Genomic DNA, 20,616 nt, shown 5'->3' on the forward strand with positions numbered 1-20,616 from the left:
GCATCTGCCGTATTTTGCTGAAGAATAAGAGGAGATTTGCAAGTAAGCATTGAATTATAGTAAGGATGCACATAATGGAGAGGAGGCTCGTTCATGTCATTTAAAGACTATGAATATAAACGGCCAAATATTGAAGAATTAAAAGAGAAGTTTACTGTTGCGTTAGAGAAATTTGATAACGCCAAAACGGTAGAAGAACAAAAACAAGTCATCAATTCAATTAACGAAATTCGCAACGACTTCGGTACAATGGGGAACCTTTGTTATATTCGTCATTCTGTTGATACGACAGATGTTTTTTATAAGGAAGAGCAAGATTTCTTTGATGAATTCTCTCCAGTTGTACAAGGATATGGTACAAAGTATTATCATGCGTTAATTCATTCTCCATTCCGTGAAGAATTAGAAGCATATTATGGAAAGCAATTATTTGCTTTAGCGGAGTGTGATTTGAAAACATATTCTGATGAAGTGGTGAAAGATTTACAATTAGAGAATAAATTGTCTTCACAATATACGCAGTTATTAGCATCTGCGAAAATTGACTTTGCAGGAGAAGAAAGAACGTTATCACAGCTTATTCCATTTATGCAAGGGAAAGAAAGAAGTGAACGTAAAGTAGCAAGTGAAGCATATTACGGATTTTTAGCTGAGAATGAGGAAGAGTTAGATCGTATTTATGACGAGCTCGTTAAAGTGAGAACGAAAATCGCCAAATCTTTAGGGTTCAAAAACTTTGTTGAACTTGGATATGCAAGGATGTACCGTACAGATTATAATGCGGAAATGGTGGCGAATTATCGTCAGCAAGTACTTGATTATATCGTTCCAGTTACAACGGAATTAAGAAAACGACAACAAGCACGTATCGGTGTAGAGAAGTTAGCGTATTACGACGAAAACTTTGAGTTTGCTACTGGTAATCCAACTCCAAAAGGAGATGCGGATTGGATTGTTAATCATGGGAAAACGATGTATAAAGAGTTATCGGCTGAAACGGATGAATTTTTCAATTTCATGCTAGATAATGATTTATTAGATTTAGTTGCGAAAAAAGGAAAAGCTGGTGGCGGATATTGTACATATATTGAGAATTATAAAGCGCCATTTATTTTCTCAAACTTCAACGGAACATCTGGCGACATTGATGTATTAACACATGAAGCTGGTCATGCTTTCCAAGTATATGAAAGCCGTAAGTTTGAAATTCCAGAATACAATTGGCCAACGTATGAAGCATGTGAAATTCATTCTATGAGTATGGAATTTTTTACATGGCCATGGATGAAGTCATTCTTTGAAGAAGATGCAGATAAATATTATTTCTCTCACTTAAGTTCAGCACTTCTGTTTTTACCATACGGTGTATCTGTCGATGAATATCAACATTATGTATATGAAAATCCAGAAGCATCACCAGAAGAGCGTAAGACAGCATGGCGTAATATAGAGAAAAAGTATTTACCACATCGTGATTATGAAGATAATGATTATTTAGAGCGCGGTGGATTCTGGCAACGTCAAGGGCATATTTATAGCTCACCGTTTTACTATATTGACTACACGTTAGCACAAATTTGCGCACTGCAATTTTGGAAACGTGCAAGAGATAATAGACAAGAAGCCTGGGAAGATTATGTAAATCTGTGCCAACAAGGTGGAAGTAAATCATTCTTGGAATTAGTAGAAGTTGCAAATTTAACATCACCATTTGCTGAAGGTTGTGTGAAAAGTGTCATTACAGAAATTGAAGCGTGGCTACATGCGATTGACGACACAAAATTGTAAAAAACATGCGCTTTTTTTCACATGTTTAACATCGACATAACGAGAAAATGATGAGATAATAAAAGAAAATTCAGAATACTAAAGAGGTGTTTCTAATAAGGAGCACCTCTTTTCACCAACAAAAAGGGGGGAAAGAAGTATGCTTCAATCTAATATGGATGTGAGTTTAGAAAGTTTGGTGAACTCGTTACAGTCTACCCGAAGCACGCTATTATCAGAAATTGAAATGTTAAATGATACAGAAGTGAATGTAAAGCCGCGCCGAGATAAATGGAGTATTATTCAAATTTTGCATCATTTACATTTAGTTGAACAATCTGTCACGTCTGCCCTTGTATATGCTTTACAAAAAAATGAAAGAAACACGACTCCATTTAAAGACCTCCAACTTACGCTTGATCGCACACATAAACGAGAAGCTCCTCAGCAGATGGAACCAACAGAAACGTTAATGAAAAAACAGCAAGGAATTCAATTACTAGAACATTCACGGCAAGAACTACTACACGCGCTTCATAGTGTAATAGATGAAAAAGATCTATTTGAAAATGGATTAAAGCATCCTGTTTTTAATGATCTGAATTTGTATCAGTGGGTTCAATTTCTTGATTTGCATGAACAAAGACATCTTACGCAGTTAAAAGAGGCGAAACACGCAATTTTACAGCGATAATTAGAAGGAAGTGGGAGACCACTTCTTTTTTATATGTGCATAGTTTTCTTTCTTATTTTGGAATACTACATGGAGAAAGAAAAGAAGGAGTTGAAAAGTATGTCCAAGAAAAAGAAAGAAGAAGAGCGCGCTTGGAAAGCACGTAAAGAAAATCAAAAACCACATGGAAAAGTGAAAGCCTTTGCTGAATTAGTTGAAGGAACAGAAAAAACGTGATGATTTTTTCATCACGTTTTTTGTATGAGTGGAAAAGTTAATAAAAAGGTTGTACCAGTCCCTTTTTCACTTATAATATCAATTTTTCCATTCATAGCTTGCACAACACTGAATACGACCATCATTCCAAGACCAGTCCCTTTGTCTTTTGTTGAGTAGAAAGGGGATCCAAGGCGTTTTACTTGTTCTTGATCCATGCCAACTCCTGTATCTTTTATATATAATTGAATATGCTTATGATCAGGAACTAATGTGAAATAAAGATCACCGCCTTTTGGCATGGCCTCAATGCAGTTTTTTAAAATATTTAACAAGCATTGATTTAGTTTTTGTTTTTCTCCCGCGATAAAAAAAGAAGTACTTTGCTTTATATAATGAGTACGCACATTTGCTAAATTAGCAAGCGGTGTAATTAGCGATAATGCATGTAATAGTTCTTCTTCTAACTGTAATCTTTGTTCTTTTTCAATACTTGGTTTTGCAAAGGTTAAATAATCTGTAAGAACATGGTTTGCTTGTTCGATTCCGTTGATGGCTATGTCGATATATAATTTTCGCTCTTGCTCAGTGCATGTATCTGATTGTAAAAGTTGTAAAAATCCTTTCGTTGAAGTTAATGGGTTGCGAATTTCATGAGAGATGGATGCTGCCATTTCACCAATTAAATGAAATTTTTCAGCATTCATAAGTTCGTTTTGTAGACGGACTTGAGTTTGTAATATGTGTAATAAATATAAAATAAGGATGGTACCAAGTATCGTACATAACTCATACACAATAATATGTGGTATATAATCAGCCTTATTTGTAACCTTTGAAAGGAAGAAAGGTATCCAACTAAATCCGTATGTGAGACTGTAGATAATAGCAAGTATTATTTTTATACGATTAGAAGTTCGATTGAAAAATTTGTATGTAAATAGTAGAACAATAAATAGAAGGATAGAACCGATAAGCGATGGGAAAACACCTATTCCTCCTAATAAGAAGCGGTATATATTTAATACCACTAATATTGATCCACCGGCAATAGGACCTCCGGTTAATGTACCGACAACTAATACGATATGACGCATATCAAATTGAAATCCATAATTTGTTTTTGCTCCGAAAGTAATACATAGTACGGTAGTGAGGCAACACAATGTAATAAATATAGCTGAATTTAATTTAGGAGAGCGTTTCCCTTTTTGATTCCAAAATAAATGGAATACGAGCATGGTAACAAGGATGAATAATATATTTAAAAAGAGATAAATAATAAAGGGTTTCAGTAGGATGCCTCCTCTCTTCTCACATTAAATTAATCATACTATAAAATGCAAGAAATGAAATGAGAAATAGCGGAAAAATCAGAAATTTTTTCTGGTAGTATACAATATGTTACAATAAGCTTTGTCAATGAAAGAAGGAATTCCGTGCAATGCGCGGGAGAGGTTCGCGAACTCCCTCTATAAAAAACTATGGAAACAACAATATCTTTAGGTATTGTTTTGTTTTTTTATTGTGACAGTTCAAGAACGTTCTTTCTTCTTATTCGTAGTAGAGAAGGAGAATGAGTGAAATGAAAAAAGAAAAGGCAGTTGTTGTTTTTAGTGGAGGACAAGATAGTACGACATGTTTATTTTGGGCAATAGAGCAGTTTGCAGAAGTAGAGGCTGTAACGTTTAATTACAATCAACGTCATAAGCTAGAAATTGATTGTGCAGCGGAAATTGCAAAAGAGCTAGGAATTAAACATACGGTACTAGATATGAGTCTATTAAATCAACTTGCTCCAAATGCGTTAACGAGAACGGATATGGAGATTACACATGAAGAAGGTGAATTGCCATCGACGTTTGTAGATGGACGAAATTTACTATTCTTATCATTTGCTGCTGTATTAGCAAAACAAGTTGGGGCACGTCATATTATAACGGGTGTATGTGAAACTGATTTTAGTGGTTATCCAGATTGCCGTGACGTGTTTGTGAAATCGTTAAACGTTACTTTAAATTTATCCATGGATTATCCGTTCGTAATTCATACACCACTTATGTGGATTGATAAAGCGGAAACATGGAAATTATCAGATGAACTTGGAGCATTCGAGTTTGTTCGAGAAAAAACATTAACATGTTATAACGGAATCATTGGTGATGGTTGCGGTGAATGTCCAGCATGTCAACTTCGTAAAGCAGGATTAGATACGTACCTACAAGAACGCGAAGGAGCGAGTAACTAATGGATAACTTCTTTGGATTTCGCATCGTAGAAGATTTGCAAAAAATGGACAAGGATATTCAGCGTAAACAGCTTAAATATCATAATAAAAGAGTAATGGTCAGCAAGGAATTTACATTTGATGCAGCACACCATTTACACTGTTATGAAGGGAAATGTAAAAACTTACATGGTCACACATATAAAGTTGTATTTGGTATTAGCGGATATGTGAATGAAATAGGTCTTGCGATTGACTTTGGAGATATAAAAGAAATTTGGAAGAATGAAATAGAAATTTATTTAGACCATCGTTATTTAAACGAAACGTTACCAGCGATGAATACGACTGCTGAGAACATGGTCGTTTGGATTTACGAAAAGATGGCAGAAGCATTAATAAAAGATAATCGTGCGAACGAATATAAAGGAGCTCGCGTTGAATTTGTTCGTCTTTTTGAGACGCCAACTAGTTATGCGGAAGTAAGACGGGAGTGGATGCTCGATGAGTAAAATCCCTGTCTTGGAAATATTTGGTCCGACTATTCAAGGTGAAGGAATGGTTGTGGGACAAAAGACGATGTTTATCCGTACAGCAGGTTGTGATTATAGCTGTGCATGGTGTGATTCTGCTTTTACGTGGGATGGATCGGCTAAGGATCAAATTAGACAGATGACAGCAGAGGACGTTTGGAATGAGCTTGTAGAAATTGGTGGCGAAAATTTTTCTCATGTTACGATTTCAGGTGGAAATCCAGCATTGTTGAAAAATATTGAGTTTCTTCTTTTTATATTAAAAGAGAATGGAATGCGGACGGCAATCGAAACGCAAGGAAGTAAATGGCAAGATTGGTTACTTCAAATTGATGAGATAACGATTTCTCCAAAACCACCAAGTTCGGCAATGAATACTGATTTTCAAAAGTTAGATGCTGTTATTCAGAAACTAGCAGGAAAAGATATTAGTTTAAAGGTAGTAGTATTTGACGACTATGACTTTGAGTATGCAGTTAAGATGCACGAACGTTATCCAGATGTACCATTTTTCTTACAAGTAGGGAATGATGATACAAAAACAGTGGATGATGCGATGCTGATTAAGAAATTATTAGATAAGTATGAGTGGCTTATTGATAAAGCTGTAAACTGTAAAGAGATGAATGATGCAAAAGTATTGCCGCAGCTGCATGCGTTAGTATGGGGAAATAAACGCGGAGTATAATGAGAAGGGATGTTTAAAATGGCAGGAAGATTAGATGAAGATTTAAAAGATGTAACGTTACTAGGAAATCAAAATACAAAATATTTATTTGAATATAGCCCAGAAATTTTAGAGGTGTTTGATAATAATCATCCAAACCGTGATTATTTTGTGAAATTCAATTGCCCTGAATTTACAAGTTTATGTCCGAAAACAGGCCAACCAGATTTTGCGACAATTTATATTAGCTACATTCCAGAACAAAGAATGGTAGAGAGTAAATCTTTAAAGCTATATTTATTTAGTTTCCGCAATCACGGTGACTTCCACGAAGATTGCATGAACGTTATTATGAATGATTTAATTAAATTAATGGATCCACGTTACATTGAGGTATGGGGTAAATTCACACCACGTGGAGGGATTTCAATTGATCCTTACTGCAACTATGGTCGCCCAGGAACGAAATATGAACAAATGGCAGACTACCGCATGATGAACCATGATCTATATCCAGAAACAATTGATAATCGTTAATATATAATAGAAAGAAAGGATCTGTATGTTATACAGATCCTTTCTTTCTATTATATTATGCATTTTGATTAATGACAGTATAGTTTTTATGACTTACAACTGTAAGAGGTTCCATATCTAGTTCTCTAAAATTTTCCATAATTGTTATATCTACAATAACGGAGTTTTGATTTACTTTTTGAACACGGCCTTGCATTCCACCTTTAAATTCAATGATATCTCCAGTTTCTGCGATCTGCATAAGCAACTCTCCTTGTTACAGTTTTCCCAAAAAAGAATAATTTTGGTTTTTTTTTATTTCCTCCTATTTTGAACCATATTGTCCAGTTTGTAAATGTTTCCAAAGTAAAAATTCGAAAAATATTCACATTTTGTAAGAAAATATGCAAGAACTCCATGTTAATAGAAAAAAGAATGGTTTAAATGCGAACATCTTTATATAGGGTTATAATAAAAAATATACAATAACCTACTAAAGTGGGAGAAATTAGAGGCGGTAAAATGATGTTTGAATTTGTGGGGAGTGTTATAGCATTAACTTTATTTGTATTTTCTTATATAAATTTAAAAAAGATTCGTCATCATGAAACGACTACATATTTTGATGGGATGGATGGTATACATGCTGGGGTCACAAATGAGAGTGGCGGGGACATGTAAAGGTGTATAACTTTCTTTTTTTGCGTGGTATGATATTTAAAAATAGTACATAATAGAGTTCGTAAGTGATGAATGGAGAGTGGAAAGAATGAAGATTTCTTTTATTCGTCATGGTCGCTTAGATCGTACTATAGAACCAATGACGGTTACATCCTTTCATGAATGGATGAAAGGATATGACTTACATACTACAACAGAACAAGCAACTGTACCAATGGAAACAAAGGAAGCTGTTGAAGCAGCAAAATTGATTGTAACGAGTGATCAAAGGTGTGCTGTACAGTCAGCAGCTGAATTAATGAATTCTTTATCCTTTATGCAAAATTCTCTTTTTAGGGAAGCGGAAGTTCCGACGAGTTTTTATGCTCCGAAAGGGTTGAAGTGTAAACCTAACGTATGGATGTTTATCGGACGAACATTATGGATACTTGGTTACCATAAAGATGTTGAGTCTTATAAGGAAGTAAGAGAGAGGGCAAGGCAAGCGGCTTACTTATTACATCGTTACGCCCTCGTACACGGAAGTATTGCTCTTATAGGTCATAATTACATTCATGCAATGGTTGGGGCGGAACTGAGAGCGATGGGATGGTCTGGTTCTCCTATTTTACATAGGAAGCCATGGGGATGTACAACCTATACATTCCACGAAGTGATGGGTGGTAATGCATTACATACAAATTTAACATAAAAGCACACGATTTATATAAATCGTGTGCTTTCTTTTTAAGATATAGAAACTTTGATGTTTAATGTTTTTACGAGATGTGCATAAGGTTCGCCTACGAGCATAACGATTTGATCTTTTTTATAACCTAGTTTCTCGTATAGTGAATAGGCACGTTTGTTTTCTAAATTAACAAGTAATGCAATTTTTTCATACACCTTTTCAGTTGCATGGATTTCAGCAGCTTCAATTAATTTAGAACCAATGCCTTTTCCGCCATATGCACTTGAAACTGATAATGTATCAATGTAATATTCATCAAGTTCAGCTTCTTTTTCTAACGTAATCGATTCATCTTTATGTAATTCTCTTAAGTAATGTACAATTGGTGTATCAAGCGTTGTTGCTTCACTACCGTGATAAGCGACAATAACCCCAACTGCATCCCCGTCTTGTTCATATACAAAACAGTTTTCGTAGCTCAGTCGATTTCTCTCTTTTGAGAACCATGTTTCAAGTCCTAGTAATACTTCTGTCTCAACTGTGCTACCAGTGATTTTTTCAGCAATTTCGTGCAGAGCGTTATACAATAAAGGCGCTACTAGCTTCGCATCTGTCTTTTTTGCTTTCCGAATCATAGTATCCCTCCTAGTTCTATTTGTATATTGTAGCATAGTGGTATGGAACTTTGCATAATTGAATGTCGAAATGTTTGATATAGAGAAGTAGCTATGTTAGTATATGATATTTAGTGGACATATAGTAAAGTGATATCGTTTGCGAAATATTGAAAATGAAATGAAGGTATAGCATCTGGATAATTTTACAGTTGTTGACCTAAAGAATATACGATAAAATAAAATATTGCATAGAGGTGAAATACATGGATGAGCAATTAGCAAATACAATTTTGGATCAGCTGAAAAATGGTGAAATAAAGGAGTATGTTGCAACGAAAGATGTATTTTATACGTTTAGGAAAGTTGTAGTAGGGCGTGAAGATTTTAAACATATTATTGGGAACGCGCAGCGCGGCGGACAAGTAATTTATACATATTCAGAAACGCCACGTTCGTAACTAGAAGAATATAGGGGAGGAGAATTATGGGCGATTTTAAACAAGGCATATTACCGCATTGGGATTATATGTGGAAAGACAGAGCCGGCAATAGGTTTATGGGGATGGTTATGTACCCAGAGAAACGAAAGTGTTCGGAAAAAATGCTTCGAAAAATAAAAAGAGCATATGAAGAGGCTATAGAAATTAAAGTAACTGTACAAGTTCAACATACATATCAGTACGTAGAAGGAATGATTGTGTACTTTGATGAAGAAGCTCCTGTATGTACAATGATTGATAAAGATGAAAATCCACATCATATATTTGTAAAAGATATTTTGCGTATTGAGCACTCTGAATAATCTTTTCATAAATAAGTTGAATTTCCATAATAATAATCTTTTTCTATAATAGTTATCTTTTAGTATGTAACGCGAGCCAAAAGTATATGTATAATATTTAATAAAGTAAAATTGATAAATGTAATCGTTTTTTAGAACAGATTATCGTTTCATGTCTGTTCTTTTTTGCGTGATGCTGGAGAAATATATTCCTCCAGCATTTGCCGTTTTATGACAAAATATATTGGTAACTTTTTAAAAAATAAGGTTAAATTCGTTGACAACTTTTTTGAAAAGCACTTTATTGACATGAGTTTTAGAATGTTGTTTCATAGTCATTGTATTGAAAAAAATCGACTATCTTGTCGAAAAGTAAAATTTAAAAAAAGAAAGAATTTATACATATATCTTGTGTCTTATTTTGAAACGTAATACAATATATAGAGAAAACAAGAAGGAACATACAGAGAGTATAGATTGGAGAGGGAGGGTCGGAAATGATAGTTGCATATGATTCTATGACAGGAAACGTGAAGCGTTTCATTCACAAATTAAATATGCCGGCCGTTCAAATTGGTGAAGATCTAGTAATAGATGAAGACTTTGTTTTAATTACGTATACAACAGGTTTTGGCAATGTACCAGAACGTGTTTTAGAATTTTTAGAGCGCAATAATGAAAAATTAAAAGGCGTATCTGCAAGCGGCAATCGTAACTGGGGAGACATGTTCGGTGCAAGTGCTGACAAAATTTCTGCTAAATATGAAGTGCCTATTGTATCAAAATTTGAGTTATCAGGAACAAATAACGATGTAGAATATTTTAAGGAAAGGGTGCGGGAGATTGCGACACATTGAACTGAATAATGAAATCACGCAAATGCAGGACGGTTTTTATCAGCTTCATAAAGATAAAGAGGCATTAGAAGTCTTTATGGAAGAAGCTAGAGAGAATACCGTTCATTTTAATAGCGTGGCAGAGCGAATGGAGTATATGAAAGAACATGATTACTATTACAACGTTCTGGACGAGTATAGCTTGGAGGAAGTAGAAGAGGTATATAACATCGCTTATGGTGAAAACTTCGAGTTCCAATCTTATATGGCAGCATCTAAGTTCTACAAAGATTATGCGTTAAAAACAAATGATCAAAAACAATACTTAGAAAGCTATGAAGATCGTGTAGCAATTGTTTCATTATACTTAGGACGCGGTGATGTTGCGAAGGCAAAACACTTCGCAAGCATGATTGTAAAACAAAACTACCAACCAGCGACACCAACCTTTTTAAATGCGGGACGAAGCAGAAGAGGAGAAATGGTGTCTTGTTTCTTGTTAGAGATGGATGATAGCTTAAATTCAATCGGCTTTAACATTAATACTGCAATGCAATTATCGAAAATCGGCGGGGGAGTAGCTTTAAACTTATCTAAGCTACGCGCACGTGGTGAGCAAATTAAAGGTATCGATAATGCTGCAAGTGGTGTAGTACCTGTTATGAAATTACTTGAAGATTCGTTTTCATATGCGAATCAGCTTGGCCAACGAAAAGGTGCCGGCGCAGTATACTTAAACATTTTCCATTGGGATATTATTGAATTCCTTGATACAAAGAAAATAAATGCCGATGAGAAGAGCCGTATTCAGTCTCTATCAATCGGAATTATCGTTCCAAGTAAGTTCTTTGAGCTTGCTGAGAAAAACGAACCTTTCCATGTTTTCGCGCCTTATACGGTGTATAAAGAATACGGAAAGCATTTAGATGATATTGATATCGATGAAATGTACGATGAATTAATGAGCAATCCGAAAGTGAAGAAGAAGCCGCTAGATATTAGTGCACGTGATATGCTTATTAAAATTGCTATGATTCAGCTTGAGTCTGGTTACCCATACTTAATGTTTAAATCAAATGCAAATAACCAACATCCACTGAAGGATATTGGAACTGTGAAGATGTCGAACTTGTGTTAAATATGTAGCACCTTCTAGTAGAAATGCTAGTCGAAAACTCCGTTAAACGGGGAAAGCCTCAAATTTGAGGTAACCTACCGTGCTAAATCTTATCTTAGAATGAAAATATAAAAGTTCAGAATGTATCTTATTATTTTGTATAGCAGAGTTATGGGACAACATAAAGTAATAAGAGACTTTCTGAAGTATTAAGATAAGTAAAAGCCTAACGACTATCCCTTAGGGGAGTAGAGCGCAAGCGATTGGCGTTCGAAAAGCGGAGCACCTAATCAGGTAATGCTGTAGGTGATGATATAGTCTGTCCTGTATGGTGACATACAGCAGTTGCTTGCGCAACGGACTGAGGAGTAGCGAACTCGGTTGAACATTCGAGACAGAAATCTTCCAGCTTCAAGAAACTTCTGAAATAAATGATTACGGTACAGATGACATTATCCGCCGTGATATTAACTGTAACTTAGGATCGTTAAATATCGTAAATGTAATGGAAAATAAAGAAATTCGTGAAGCAGTTCATGCGGGAATGGAAGCTTTAACAGCTGTTTCTGATATGACGATCATTCCGAATGCACCAACTGTGAAAAAAGCGAATGATGAGCTTCATTCAGTTGGACTTGGCGCAATGAACTTACACGGATATTTATCAAAAAACAAAATTGCATATGAAAGTGCTGAAGCGAAAGAGTTCGCTCGTACATTCTTTATGATGTTAAATTACTACTCTATTGAGAAAAGTATGGAAATCGCTAAAGAAAAAGGCGAAACATTTAAAGACTTCGATAAGTCTGATTATGCAAATGGCACATACTTTGAAAAATACGAAACGACAGATTACAGCCCAGTAACTGAAAAAGTTCAACAACTATTTGATGGAATTCATATTCCAACAAAAGAAGATTGGACAAGTTTAAAAGAGCAAGTGAAGAAGAATGGATTATATAATTCATACCGTCTTGCTATCGCTCCAACACAATCTATCAGTTACGTTCAAAATGCAACTTCAAGCGTAATGCCAATCGTAAGTCAAATTGAATCAAGAACATATGCGAATGCGACAACATATTATCCAATGCCGTATTTATCAAAGGATACGTTCTGGTACTATAAATCTTCTTACGATATGAATCAGTTTAAATTAATTGATTTAATCGCAGAAATTCAAGAACATATTGACCAAGGAATTAGTACAATTCTTTATGTTAATAGTGATATTTCAACACGTGAATTAGCACGTTACTACATCTATGCACATAAAAAAGGCTTAAAGAGTCTTTATTATACGAGAACACGTAAGTTAAGCGTGGAAGAGTGCGTAGCTTGTACCGTTTAATATAAAAAGTGAGACATCATGAGCAGGGTTTTCTGAACCCTGCTCATGCTTAGTTATCAATTTTTCATGTTTATTTAGAGAAGGGGCGATTGAATGCGTGCGGTAAACTGGAACAAAAAAGAAGATGATTTTAGTTTAATGTTTTGGAAGCAAAACATCGCTCAGTTTTGGACAGAAGAAGAAATCGCGGTATCTTCTGACAAAAATACTTGGGCACAATTATCAAAAGAAGAGCAGGTTGCTTATAAGCGTGTATTAGGTGGTTTAACACTTTTAGATACGAAACAAGGTGGCGAAGGGATGCCACTTGTACTTGTGCATCTTGAAAATTTACAAGCGAAAAGTGTATTAGCTTTCATGGGAGCTATGGAAGAAGTACATGCGAAGAGTTACAGTCATATTTTCACAACGTTAGCTACTGAAGAAGAAATTGATGATATTTTTGAATGGGTAGACAATCATCCATTACTTGAGAAAAAAGCTGGGATTGTTACTAGTTACTATCGTCGTTTATTAAAGCCTGAAGTAACGAAAAAAGAGTTATACATGGCAATGGTAGCAAGTGTATTTTTAGAAAGTTACTTATTCTATAGTGGATTCTTCTATCCACTTTACTTAGCAGGTCAAGGTAAATTGACAGCAAGTGGTGAAATTATTAACTTAATAATTCGTGATGAATCAATTCACGGCGTATTCGTCGGTATTTTAGCACAACAAATCTTCGCGGAACTTTCTGCAGAAGATCAACAAGAAGTGCAAAAAGAAACGCAAGAGTTATTAATGGAACTATATGAAATTGAAATGGCATACACAGAAGAAATTTACACTTCTATCGGTCTTGTAGAGGATGTAAATCGTTTCGTTCGTTACAATGCGAATAAAGGACTTATGAACTTAGGACTTGAGCCGAAGTTTGAAGAAGAAGAAATTAACCCAATCGTTTTAAATGGTTTACGTACAGATACGAAAAACCATGATTTCTTCTCTGTAAAAGGAAATGGTTACGTAAAAGCGACGAACGTTGAAAAGTTATCTGATGATGACTTCGTGTTTGATTTTTAAGATATGATTATAAAGAAAAGCTGTCTTATCAATGAATAAGACAGCTTTTCTTTATGAATTTGTTTACATAACACTATTATTTTTATATAACAATTTCTGTTTGAAAAGTGCTACCCAGCTAATGGATAGCACTTTTTTGTAATTAAATGGGTATTTACAATCCTTTTGTATCGGTGTATTATTTAACTAGTACACTGATACAAAAGGAGGGAAGAAATGAAAATAGAGTTTTCTCCAAATACACCAATTTACATTCAGGTAATGGAATACATAAAAAAAGAAATCGTAACAGGACATTTATTGCCTGGTGATAAAATTCCCTCTGTACGTGAATTAGCGAGTGAATTACAAGTAAATCCAAATACGATTCAGCGTACATTTCAAGAGCTGGAACGGGATGGGGTTGTTGTAACGCGTAGAGGAATGGGACGATATGTAACGAATGAAGGGGAGAAAATTATGGAGCTGCGAAAAGAGATGGCGAAAGAATTACTTCATTCTTTTATAGATGGAATGGACAATTTAGGTTTTTCAGAAGAAGAAATTCTTACAATCCTTCGTTCTTCATTACATGAGAAAAGGGAGGAGAGCGAATGACAGAGTTATTAAAAATAGAAAACTTATGGAAGAGATACGGGTTAAAAGCAGTGATCCGTGAATTAAACATAGAGATTACGGAAGGGAAAATTATAGGACTCGTTGGAGATAACGGAAGCGGAAAAACGACGTTATTGAAAATGATTGCCGGTCTGCAGCATCCTTCCGAAGGGAGTATTACAATCGCTGGTAAAAAGGTCGGATTAGAAACGAAAGAAATTGTTTCTTTTATGTCGGATAAACCAGTATTTGATGATTGGATGACGGTAAAAGATTCTTTATTTTTCTATCGAGATTTTTATAAAGACTTCGACATTCAAAAAGCGGTAGATACGATTGCGGAATTTAAAATACCGTTAGAAGAAAAAATTACAGCTTTATCAAAAGGTATGGTTGAAAAGCTACAAATTATTTTAACATTTTCGAGAAAAGCAAAGTTATACGTACTAGATGAACCGCTTGGCGGAATTGACCTTGTTTCTAGAGAACACGTATTAGAGCTTATTTTACAGTTTTATCGCGAAGACTGTACCATTTTAATTGCCACGCATTTAATCGGAGAAGTGGAAAATATTTTTGATGAAGTAATCTTTTTAAAAGATGGTGAGAGTGTACTGCATGAAAATGTAGAGGAATTACGTTTCCAACGAGGAAAAGCTGTCACAGATGTGTTTAAGGAGGTGTTTAGTAGATGAAGGCCAGTTTAATATATATGTACAATGCGAATAAAAAGCAAATTGTTATTTCGTTATTATCATTCATATTTATTGTAGCTGTCGCTTTTGTAAGTATGGGGAATTATATTAAACAAGAATCAGGAGAAGTAAGGCAAATGATTATAATTGCCTTAGTATTCTTAGTTTATATAATTTTTGCGGTATTAGTATTACTGCAGGCAATGTCTGCGTTTGGGAAAATGACCGAAAGTACATTATTTCGATTAACACCGATATCTGGTAAAAAAATTGTTTTAGCAATATTGTCATATGCGGCAATTAGTTTAATGTGTTTTGAAGTGATAGGTACTATATTTGTCTATAGTATTTCGATGAAAGTAATAAAAGGTACAGAACTCTATGGAATGTTATTTACCGAAAGTACAATTGAGCTAGATATAGTAAAACAAGTATTTAGTAGTGTGTTATATGTATTTAATTTATCAAGTATATTGTTAGTTTTACTTTTCACAGTATCTGGTGTTAAAGTATTTTCTTTAAAAAAGAAAAAAATGGAGTATGTACTTATTTTCTTCATATTTTTACTCGTAACGAAAGTAATCAATATGATATATGAAATGCTAGGCGGACTTGCACCTACATCTAATTTTATTAGGAAGTTAGTTTATATAGATGAATCAATGGATATAAATCTTATACTATATCCAGAAAGTCTTATGAATTTATATAGTATCGCTTTTTCAATCGGTATATTTGTTTTACTTGTTTATATAACAGGACGCATAATCGATAAAAAACTAGAAGTCTAAAGGAGGAATCAACATTGGGAAATGTAGTAGTAAAGTTAGAGAATGTTCGAAAAAAAATTGGTAGAACAGAAATTATTCGCGGTTTATCATTTGAAGTTTGTGAAGGGGAAGTGTACGGGTTTCTTGGACCGAACGGTAGTGGTAAAACGACGACAATTCGTATGATGACAGGTCTTATATCAATGACAGAGGGCGATATTACAATTTGTGGTCATAGTATTCGCACGGAGCGTGAAAGGGCGCTAGAGCAAATTGGAGCGATCGTAGAAAATCCTGAACTATATGATTATATGACTGGAATGCAAAATTTGAAGCATTTTGCGAACATGGCAATTACACCAATTAGTAAAGAGCGTATTGCTGAAATTGTAAAGCTTGTTGAATTAGAGCATGCGATTCATAAAAAGGTGAAAACATATTCACTTGGTATGAAACAACGTTTAGGAATTGCACAGGCATTACTTCATCAGCCAAAAATCTTAATTTTAGATGAGCCGACAAATGGACTAGATCCAGCTGGTATTCGCCAAATTCGTGATTATTTACAACGTTTAGCGAAAGAAGAGAATATTGCTGTAATCGTATCAAGTCACTTATTAAGTGAAATTGAACTCATGTGTGATCGCGTCGTTATTATTAAGCAAGGGGAGTTTGTACAAGAGTACAACTTACATGAACAAGCGAAACATGATGAGACAGTAGTTGTAGCGTTTGAAGTAGATCAAGTACAGAAAGCAAATGAGATCATTAAAGGTAAGGCACAAGAAAATGTAATTGCAGTATCTGTAATGAAAGATGAAATCCCACAATTGGTAAAACGACTTGTAAATGACGATGTGCTTATATACGGAGTTACTGTTCAAAATAAAACGTTAGAGGATGAGTTCTTAGCGATTACAGGGGGAGTGAAAGCGTAATGTTTAAATTAATTCAAAATGAATTTTTAAAGTTGCATGCGAAAAAAGGTATGTATATTTTAATTGCTGTCATTGCAGTATTGGAGATTTTGGGAGTTTTAGCGATGCTGAAATGGGGAGACAGAAGTGAATTTAAAGGGTCATATTTAGATTTTGCAAGTTCAGAGATTGGTTTAATTACTTTGTTTGCAACAATTTTTGGAATTACGATTGCTTCTCGTATCATTACTGATGAGTTCCAAAAAGGTACAATTAAGCAATTATTAATCCGTCCAAGAAAACGAATGACAGTTTTATTCTCTAAATATATTACAGTGTTACTTACTATAGTATTTATCATATTTGCTAACACGATCATTTCAATGATTATTGGCGGAATTGTAAAGGATGGTAGTAAAACAGAATTAACGCTAGGAATCGTAATGAAATCTGCTTTATATCAAGTACTTTCACCATTCTTCTTTGCGACGCTTGCATTTTTCTTAGCAAACGTATTTAGAAAGTCTGTATTACCATTAATTATTACGATGTTCCTCTTCTTTTTACAAGGACCAATTAATATGGTACTGATGATGTTTGCAAAAGGTGTAGCTAAATTTGTAGTGTTTTTCCATTTAAACTTAAGTGTGTACGATAGCAATAAACTAGTAAGTGGCGGAACGGAACCAACATTTACAGAGTTTACTTTTACAACTTCATTATTACTTGTAGCTGCATACTTTGTTGTATTACTTGTAGCATCAAGTGCATTATTCCAAAAACGTGACGTATTATAATAAAAGAAATCCCCGCTTGTAAAAACGGGGATTTTTATTACATAACTTTCTCGTAGATTTCAATTGAAAAAATGATTACTATATGTTGTTTGAAAGAATTTGAGAAAAATAGGAAGATTTCCAACTATATTCATATTATAATTTCATTATCAGATCATTTATTTTTACTATCTTTGGGGGTGTTCTATATGCACTATGCATTTTCACGTATAAGGCTACGCAGTTTTTTTGGATGGATGATTATAGGGTTGCTCCTTACGATGATTCCATTAAGTCTAGCAAAGGTTTCTGAGAATACGATGGAAGTTATTTCACAAATAACTGTATTTTTTGTATTTCCGTTATTTTGGTTATACGTAAAAACAAATAAAAATAATGTTGTATTTAATAGTTTTTTTGATAAGCCAGGACGTTTGTCGTGGGGATTAATTGTATTAGCAACGATAATGGGAATGATTTTTTCAGTTGGTATATCTCATATTCAATTTTACATATTAGCACATACGTTACCAAATTTCTTAGTTACTATGTTAGAAGACGGAAACGTAATTAATACGAGTAACATATATATGACGATATTTACTTTCATTTCAGCGTGTGTGTTAGCACCTATTATGGAAGAGGTTATTTTTAGGGGCTTCTTTTTACAGCGAATGGCTTACAAATGGGGAATTAAAAAAGCTGTGATCATATCTTCACTTATTTTTGGTTTAGGACATTTTGATGTTATTGGTGCATTCATGTTTGGTGTTGTAATGTGTCTTTTATACATAAAGACAAAGAATATATGGACGAATATCGCTGTGCACGCTCTAAATAATTTGATTGCAACAAGTATGCAATTTGTCGGTGGAGAAGAGAGTAGTGCAATTTCAATTTCTGAATTACAAGCGCAAAGTAATTTATGGATCGGTATCGGTCTTACAGTTGTTGGTTTACTTTGGTTAACTCCGTATGTTTGGAAGCAATGGCGTACAGTAAAAGAAGTTGGTGTGCCGCCGATACGATTTATAAATAAGGAAAAAGTGGTGAATGCATTACAAGAAAATGAAGCGTATAGTCAAGTGATCGTAACAGATAGACTGATGGCTGTAGAGTTACCGGATGAAGCAGTCAATAAGCTTCGGTTAGAAGAAAATGATTATGTAACAGTATCTGTAGAAGAAGATAAAATCGTTATAAAGAAAGCACTTGATAGATAATTAAAAAGTAGCTCCTTGGAGCTACTTTTTAATTTGTAATAATTTCTACACGAAAATTATTACCGTTCTTTACATATTTAATATCTGTAACGATACGGACTGTTTTTAAAATCTCAACTTTTTCACCAATTCGAGGGATAGTCGGAACGTTATCCCAAATGCCAAGCAAGTCATCTAATTGTGCCGTTTTTTCATAAAACCAGATTTTCAATGTAAAGCCCCTTTCTCGAACTTTATGTATTTTAATACATAATATATTATTTTTATTCTTATTGTAAGGGGTTTTTTTATATTTTATGAATAAAAATTAATTAATCTTCTGGGAAGATATGTTCAATATCAGGAGTAAGAGATACTTCTGATAATACGATATGAGAAACAGTCGTTGCATATGAGGAAACATCATTGATAAATTCTTCAAGTTCAACGAGTGAAGGAACAGAAATTTTTACAATGTAGCATAAGCTTCCTGTTACGCGGTAACAAAAACTTGCAGATGGATAAGACTGAATAAACTGTTGCATACGTGTTGTATCACCATTTTTTAAAGTGATTTCTAAAATACAATCTAAAACAAGTCCTGCTTTTTTATAATCGATATCGATTGTGTACTTTTGAATCACGCCCTCACTTTCGAGTTTACGAACACGTTCTGCAGTAGACGGAGCAGATAAGTTTACTCGTTTCGCCAATTCGCGCATCGAAAGGCGACTATCATTATATAATTCATTTAAAATTTTTCGATCAACACGGTCTAGTTGCATTTGTAAATATACCTCCAGTAAAATGATAATTTTTATAAAGTAAAAATATAAATTAAGATTCATATGAAATGTGAAGTGAACTTTATTTATTTTACAATAAAACAGAAGGAAATAGGAGGGAAAATGATGGAGAGAATGTCATTATCAAATGTAGGAGATACAAAGTTTCAAAAGTTATTAGGGCATAATCCGGATCTATTACATTCATGGTGTATGGTAGAGAATACATTGTATAGTAAAGGAACTCTTTCGGCAGAGTTGAAGGAGCAAGTAAGAAGAACATTAGCGTACGGGAATGAATGTCCGTACTGTATGGCAAAGGGAAGGCCTGATGATATGCAAAAGGTAGAAGAAATGAGTGTAGCCGTTACTTTTGCACATACATTTGTTCATGAGAAAAAGGCGATAGATGATAATATGTTTCATGTATTGAAACAATATTGGACGGAAAAAGAAATTGTAGAGCTTTGCGCTTATATTTGCTTTATTACTGCGTCACAACAACTTGGTTTTCTGTTTCAATTACAGCCCGAATGAAGGAGAAAATGATGACTAATCAAATAGCACTTATCATAATTGATGTACAAAAGGCGTTTCAGTTACCATATTGGGGCCAGAGAAATAATCTTTTTGCTGAAGAAAACATGAGAATGTTATTAGAAGAATGGAGAAAAAGGAAACGACCAGTTTTTCATATTCAACATGTAAATAAAGAAAATGCTCAGTCGATGTTTTATGAGGGAGCGGAAACGGTAAACTTTAAAGAAGAAGTGCAGCCACTACCAGGTGAAGTGATTATTCAGAAATCTGTTAACAGCGCGTTCATTGGGACAAATTTAGAAGAGCAATTAAGAGAGAACAAATGTAATACAGTAGTGGTTGTAGGATTAACGACAAATCATTGTGTGGAGACTACGACACGAATGGCAGGAAATTTAGGATTTACAACGTATTTAGTGAGTGATGCAACGGCTACTTTTAACCGTAAAGGTCTAGATGATAAAGAGTATAATGCAGAGGATATTCACAATATGACACTTGTAAATTTACATGAAGAGTTTGCTAAGATTGTGACGACAAAGGAAGTGTTAAAATTATTTTAAGAAAATAATTGCGAATTATGTAGAAAAAAATAAGAATATTTCGTATAATCTAAGTAC

At 34.2% G+C, this 20,616-nt stretch carries 26 protein-coding genes, 2 pseudogenes and 1 riboswitch; of the genes and pseudogenes, 23 read left to right on the forward strand and 5 right to left on the reverse strand.

The features are described 5' to 3' along the window. Positions 1 to 93 precede the first annotated feature (93 nt). The 3 genes from MR113_RS06100 to MR113_RS06110 all read left to right on the forward strand — a co-directional run bounded on the left by MR113_RS06100 (position 94) and on the right by MR113_RS06110 (position 2,677). Positions 94 to 1,788 carry a M3 family oligoendopeptidase gene (locus tag MR113_RS06100; RefSeq protein WP_242252365.1) on the forward strand — a complete coding sequence of 565 codons (1,695 nt, stop codon included), beginning with the start codon at positions 94 to 96 and terminating at the stop codon, positions 1,786 to 1,788. 139 nt (positions 1,789 to 1,927) lie between these two features. Continuing rightward, positions 1,928 to 2,461, forward strand: coding sequence for a DinB family protein (locus MR113_RS06105; protein ID WP_242252367.1), 534 nt, complete (start codon positions 1,928 to 1,930; stop codon positions 2,459 to 2,461). 99 nt (positions 2,462 to 2,560) lie between these two features. Further along, positions 2,561 to 2,677 (forward strand): DUF6254 family protein, encoded by a 117-nt coding sequence (locus MR113_RS06110; RefSeq protein ID WP_000038254.1) that lies wholly within the window; start codon positions 2,561 to 2,563, stop codon positions 2,675 to 2,677. An 11-nt stretch (positions 2,678 to 2,688) separates the two neighbouring features. Here MR113_RS06110 and kinB read toward each other — a convergent pair whose 3' ends face one another. Next, the gene (gene kinB, locus MR113_RS06115) at positions 2,689 to 3,897 is read right to left on the reverse strand and encodes a sporulation sensor histidine kinase KinB (RefSeq protein ID WP_242252377.1); all 1,209 of its coding nucleotides are present in this window, start codon (positions 3,895 to 3,897) and stop codon (positions 2,689 to 2,691) included. 207 nt (positions 3,898 to 4,104) lie between these two features. Further along, a riboswitch (PreQ1 riboswitch) is annotated at positions 4,105 to 4,148 on the forward strand. A 93-nt stretch (positions 4,149 to 4,241) separates the two neighbouring features. On the opposite strand from kinB, the gene queC reads away from it, so the two are divergent. From queC to queF, 4 genes are read left to right on the forward strand one after another with little or no spacing between them, the layout of a single operon-like run. Next, entirely contained in the window at positions 4,242 to 4,904 is a 663-nt protein-coding gene (gene queC, locus MR113_RS06120; protein ID WP_242252388.1) for a 7-cyano-7-deazaguanine synthase QueC, read from the forward strand. Further along, the gene (gene queD / locus MR113_RS06125) at positions 4,904 to 5,395 is read left to right on the forward strand and encodes a 6-carboxytetrahydropterin synthase QueD (RefSeq protein WP_242252396.1); all 492 of its coding nucleotides are present in this window, start codon (positions 4,904 to 4,906) and stop codon (positions 5,393 to 5,395) included. Before queC ends, queD begins: the two co-directional genes overlap by 1 nt. After that, positions 5,388 to 6,104, forward strand: a complete 717-nt coding sequence (queE, locus tag MR113_RS06130; RefSeq protein ID WP_242252397.1) for a 7-carboxy-7-deazaguanine synthase QueE — start codon at positions 5,388 to 5,390, stop codon at positions 6,102 to 6,104. Before queD ends, queE begins: the two co-directional genes overlap by 8 nt. Before the next feature lie 18 nt (positions 6,105 to 6,122). After that, on the forward strand, positions 6,123 to 6,620 hold the full coding sequence (gene queF / locus MR113_RS06135; protein ID WP_000918895.1) for a preQ(1) synthase: 498 nt from the start codon (positions 6,123 to 6,125) through the stop codon (positions 6,618 to 6,620). Positions 6,621 to 6,675: 55 nt separating this feature from the next. Here queF and MR113_RS06140 read toward each other — a convergent pair whose 3' ends face one another. Beyond that, positions 6,676 to 6,861 carry a YkvS family protein gene (locus tag MR113_RS06140; protein ID WP_001165081.1) on the reverse strand — a complete coding sequence of 62 codons (186 nt, stop codon included), beginning with the start codon at positions 6,859 to 6,861 and terminating at the stop codon, positions 6,676 to 6,678. A 263-nt stretch (positions 6,862 to 7,124) separates the two neighbouring features. On the opposite strand from MR113_RS06140, the gene MR113_RS06145 reads away from it, so the two are divergent. Together MR113_RS06145 and MR113_RS06150 are read left to right on the forward strand one after the other, a co-directional pair. Beyond that, positions 7,125 to 7,280 (forward strand): hypothetical protein, encoded by a 156-nt coding sequence (locus MR113_RS06145; protein WP_063261962.1) that lies wholly within the window; start codon positions 7,125 to 7,127, stop codon positions 7,278 to 7,280. Between the two features lie 88 nt (positions 7,281 to 7,368). Continuing rightward, positions 7,369 to 7,971, forward strand: a complete 603-nt coding sequence (locus MR113_RS06150) for a histidine phosphatase family protein (RefSeq protein WP_242252398.1) — start codon at positions 7,369 to 7,371, stop codon at positions 7,969 to 7,971. A gap of 35 nt (positions 7,972 to 8,006) precedes the next feature. Here the strand turns inward: MR113_RS06150 and MR113_RS06155 are convergent, their stop codons facing one another. Continuing rightward, positions 8,007 to 8,585, reverse strand: a complete 579-nt coding sequence (locus tag MR113_RS06155; protein WP_063261904.1) for a GNAT family N-acetyltransferase — start codon at positions 8,583 to 8,585, stop codon at positions 8,007 to 8,009. Between the two features lie 245 nt (positions 8,586 to 8,830). Between MR113_RS06155 and MR113_RS06160 the strand changes: the two genes are divergently transcribed. The 12 genes and pseudogenes from MR113_RS06160 to MR113_RS06215 all read left to right on the forward strand — a co-directional run bounded on the left by MR113_RS06160 (position 8,831) and on the right by MR113_RS06215 (position 18,692). Then, a complete protein-coding gene (locus MR113_RS06160) occupies positions 8,831 to 9,025 on the forward strand; it encodes a hypothetical protein (protein WP_000344283.1) in 195 nt (64 codons plus the stop codon). A 26-nt stretch (positions 9,026 to 9,051) separates the two neighbouring features. Further along, a complete protein-coding gene (locus MR113_RS06165) occupies positions 9,052 to 9,369 on the forward strand; it encodes a hypothetical protein (protein WP_088029065.1) in 318 nt (105 codons plus the stop codon). Positions 9,370 to 9,845: 476 nt separating this feature from the next. Further along, positions 9,846 to 10,205, forward strand: a complete 360-nt coding sequence (gene nrdI, locus MR113_RS06170) for a class Ib ribonucleoside-diphosphate reductase assembly flavoprotein NrdI (RefSeq protein ID WP_000634376.1) — start codon at positions 9,846 to 9,848, stop codon at positions 10,203 to 10,205. Beyond that, a pseudogene (locus MR113_RS06175) lies at positions 10,192 to 11,319 on the forward strand (ribonucleotide reductase N-terminal alpha domain-containing protein); the annotation flags it as partial. The gene nrdI and the pseudogene MR113_RS06175, both read left to right, overlap by 14 nt. Positions 11,320 to 11,701: 382 nt before the next feature. Then, on the forward strand, positions 11,702 to 12,652 hold the full coding sequence (locus MR113_RS06180) for a ribonucleotide reductase large subunit (protein WP_306472068.1): 951 nt from the start codon (positions 11,702 to 11,704) through the stop codon (positions 12,650 to 12,652). A 93-nt stretch (positions 12,653 to 12,745) separates the two neighbouring features. Then, positions 12,746 to 13,714: a class 1b ribonucleoside-diphosphate reductase subunit beta gene (nrdF, locus tag MR113_RS06185; protein WP_242252401.1), complete on the forward strand. Its 969-nt coding sequence runs from the start codon at positions 12,746 to 12,748 to the stop codon at positions 13,712 to 13,714. A gap of 216 nt (positions 13,715 to 13,930) precedes the next feature. Further along, the gene (locus MR113_RS06190; RefSeq protein ID WP_000687513.1) at positions 13,931 to 14,311 is read left to right on the forward strand and encodes a GntR family transcriptional regulator; all 381 of its coding nucleotides are present in this window, start codon (positions 13,931 to 13,933) and stop codon (positions 14,309 to 14,311) included. Next, the gene (locus tag MR113_RS06195) at positions 14,308 to 15,006 is read left to right on the forward strand and encodes an ABC transporter ATP-binding protein (protein WP_000137713.1); all 699 of its coding nucleotides are present in this window, start codon (positions 14,308 to 14,310) and stop codon (positions 15,004 to 15,006) included. Before MR113_RS06190 ends, MR113_RS06195 begins: the two co-directional genes overlap by 4 nt. Beyond that, the gene (locus MR113_RS06200) at positions 15,003 to 15,797 is read left to right on the forward strand and encodes an ABC transporter permease (RefSeq protein ID WP_242252404.1); all 795 of its coding nucleotides are present in this window, start codon (positions 15,003 to 15,005) and stop codon (positions 15,795 to 15,797) included. Before MR113_RS06195 ends, MR113_RS06200 begins: the two co-directional genes overlap by 4 nt. 14 nt (positions 15,798 to 15,811) lie before the next feature. Further along, complete coding sequence (locus MR113_RS06205) at positions 15,812 to 16,714, forward strand: ABC transporter ATP-binding protein (protein ID WP_242252406.1); 903 nt, start codon at positions 15,812 to 15,814, stop codon at positions 16,712 to 16,714. Continuing rightward, positions 16,714 to 17,490, forward strand: a complete 777-nt coding sequence (locus tag MR113_RS06210; protein ID WP_242252408.1) for an ABC transporter permease — start codon at positions 16,714 to 16,716, stop codon at positions 17,488 to 17,490. Before MR113_RS06205 ends, MR113_RS06210 begins: the two co-directional genes overlap by 1 nt. Before the next feature lie 188 nt (positions 17,491 to 17,678). Further along, a complete protein-coding gene (locus MR113_RS06215; protein ID WP_242252412.1) occupies positions 17,679 to 18,692 on the forward strand; it encodes a CPBP family intramembrane glutamic endopeptidase in 1,014 nt (337 codons plus the stop codon). Positions 18,693 to 18,720: 28 nt separating this feature from the next. On the opposite strand, the gene MR113_RS06220 is transcribed toward MR113_RS06215, so the two are convergent. Further along, a complete protein-coding gene (locus tag MR113_RS06220) occupies positions 18,721 to 18,903 on the reverse strand; it encodes a DUF3913 family protein (RefSeq protein WP_000707104.1) in 183 nt (60 codons plus the stop codon). 100 nt (positions 18,904 to 19,003) lie between these two features. Further along, positions 19,004 to 19,456, reverse strand: a complete 453-nt coding sequence (locus MR113_RS06225) for an Lrp/AsnC family transcriptional regulator (RefSeq protein WP_001175498.1) — start codon at positions 19,454 to 19,456, stop codon at positions 19,004 to 19,006. A gap of 63 nt (positions 19,457 to 19,519) precedes the next feature. Here MR113_RS06225 and MR113_RS06230 point away from each other — a divergent pair. Beyond that, positions 19,520 to 20,012 (forward strand): annotated as a pseudogene (locus MR113_RS06230) (carboxymuconolactone decarboxylase family protein). Then, complete coding sequence (locus tag MR113_RS06235) at positions 20,005 to 20,559, forward strand: cysteine hydrolase family protein (protein ID WP_242252417.1); 555 nt, start codon at positions 20,005 to 20,007, stop codon at positions 20,557 to 20,559. The pseudogene MR113_RS06230 and the gene MR113_RS06235 overlap by 8 nt, the downstream one beginning before the upstream one ends. Positions 20,560 to 20,616: the final 57 nt, after the last annotated feature.

It is taken from the genome of Bacillus cereus group sp. BfR-BA-01379 (assembly GCF_022663605.1).
Lineage (GTDB): Bacteria > Bacillota > Bacilli > Bacillales > Bacillaceae_G > Bacillus_A > Bacillus_A mobilis.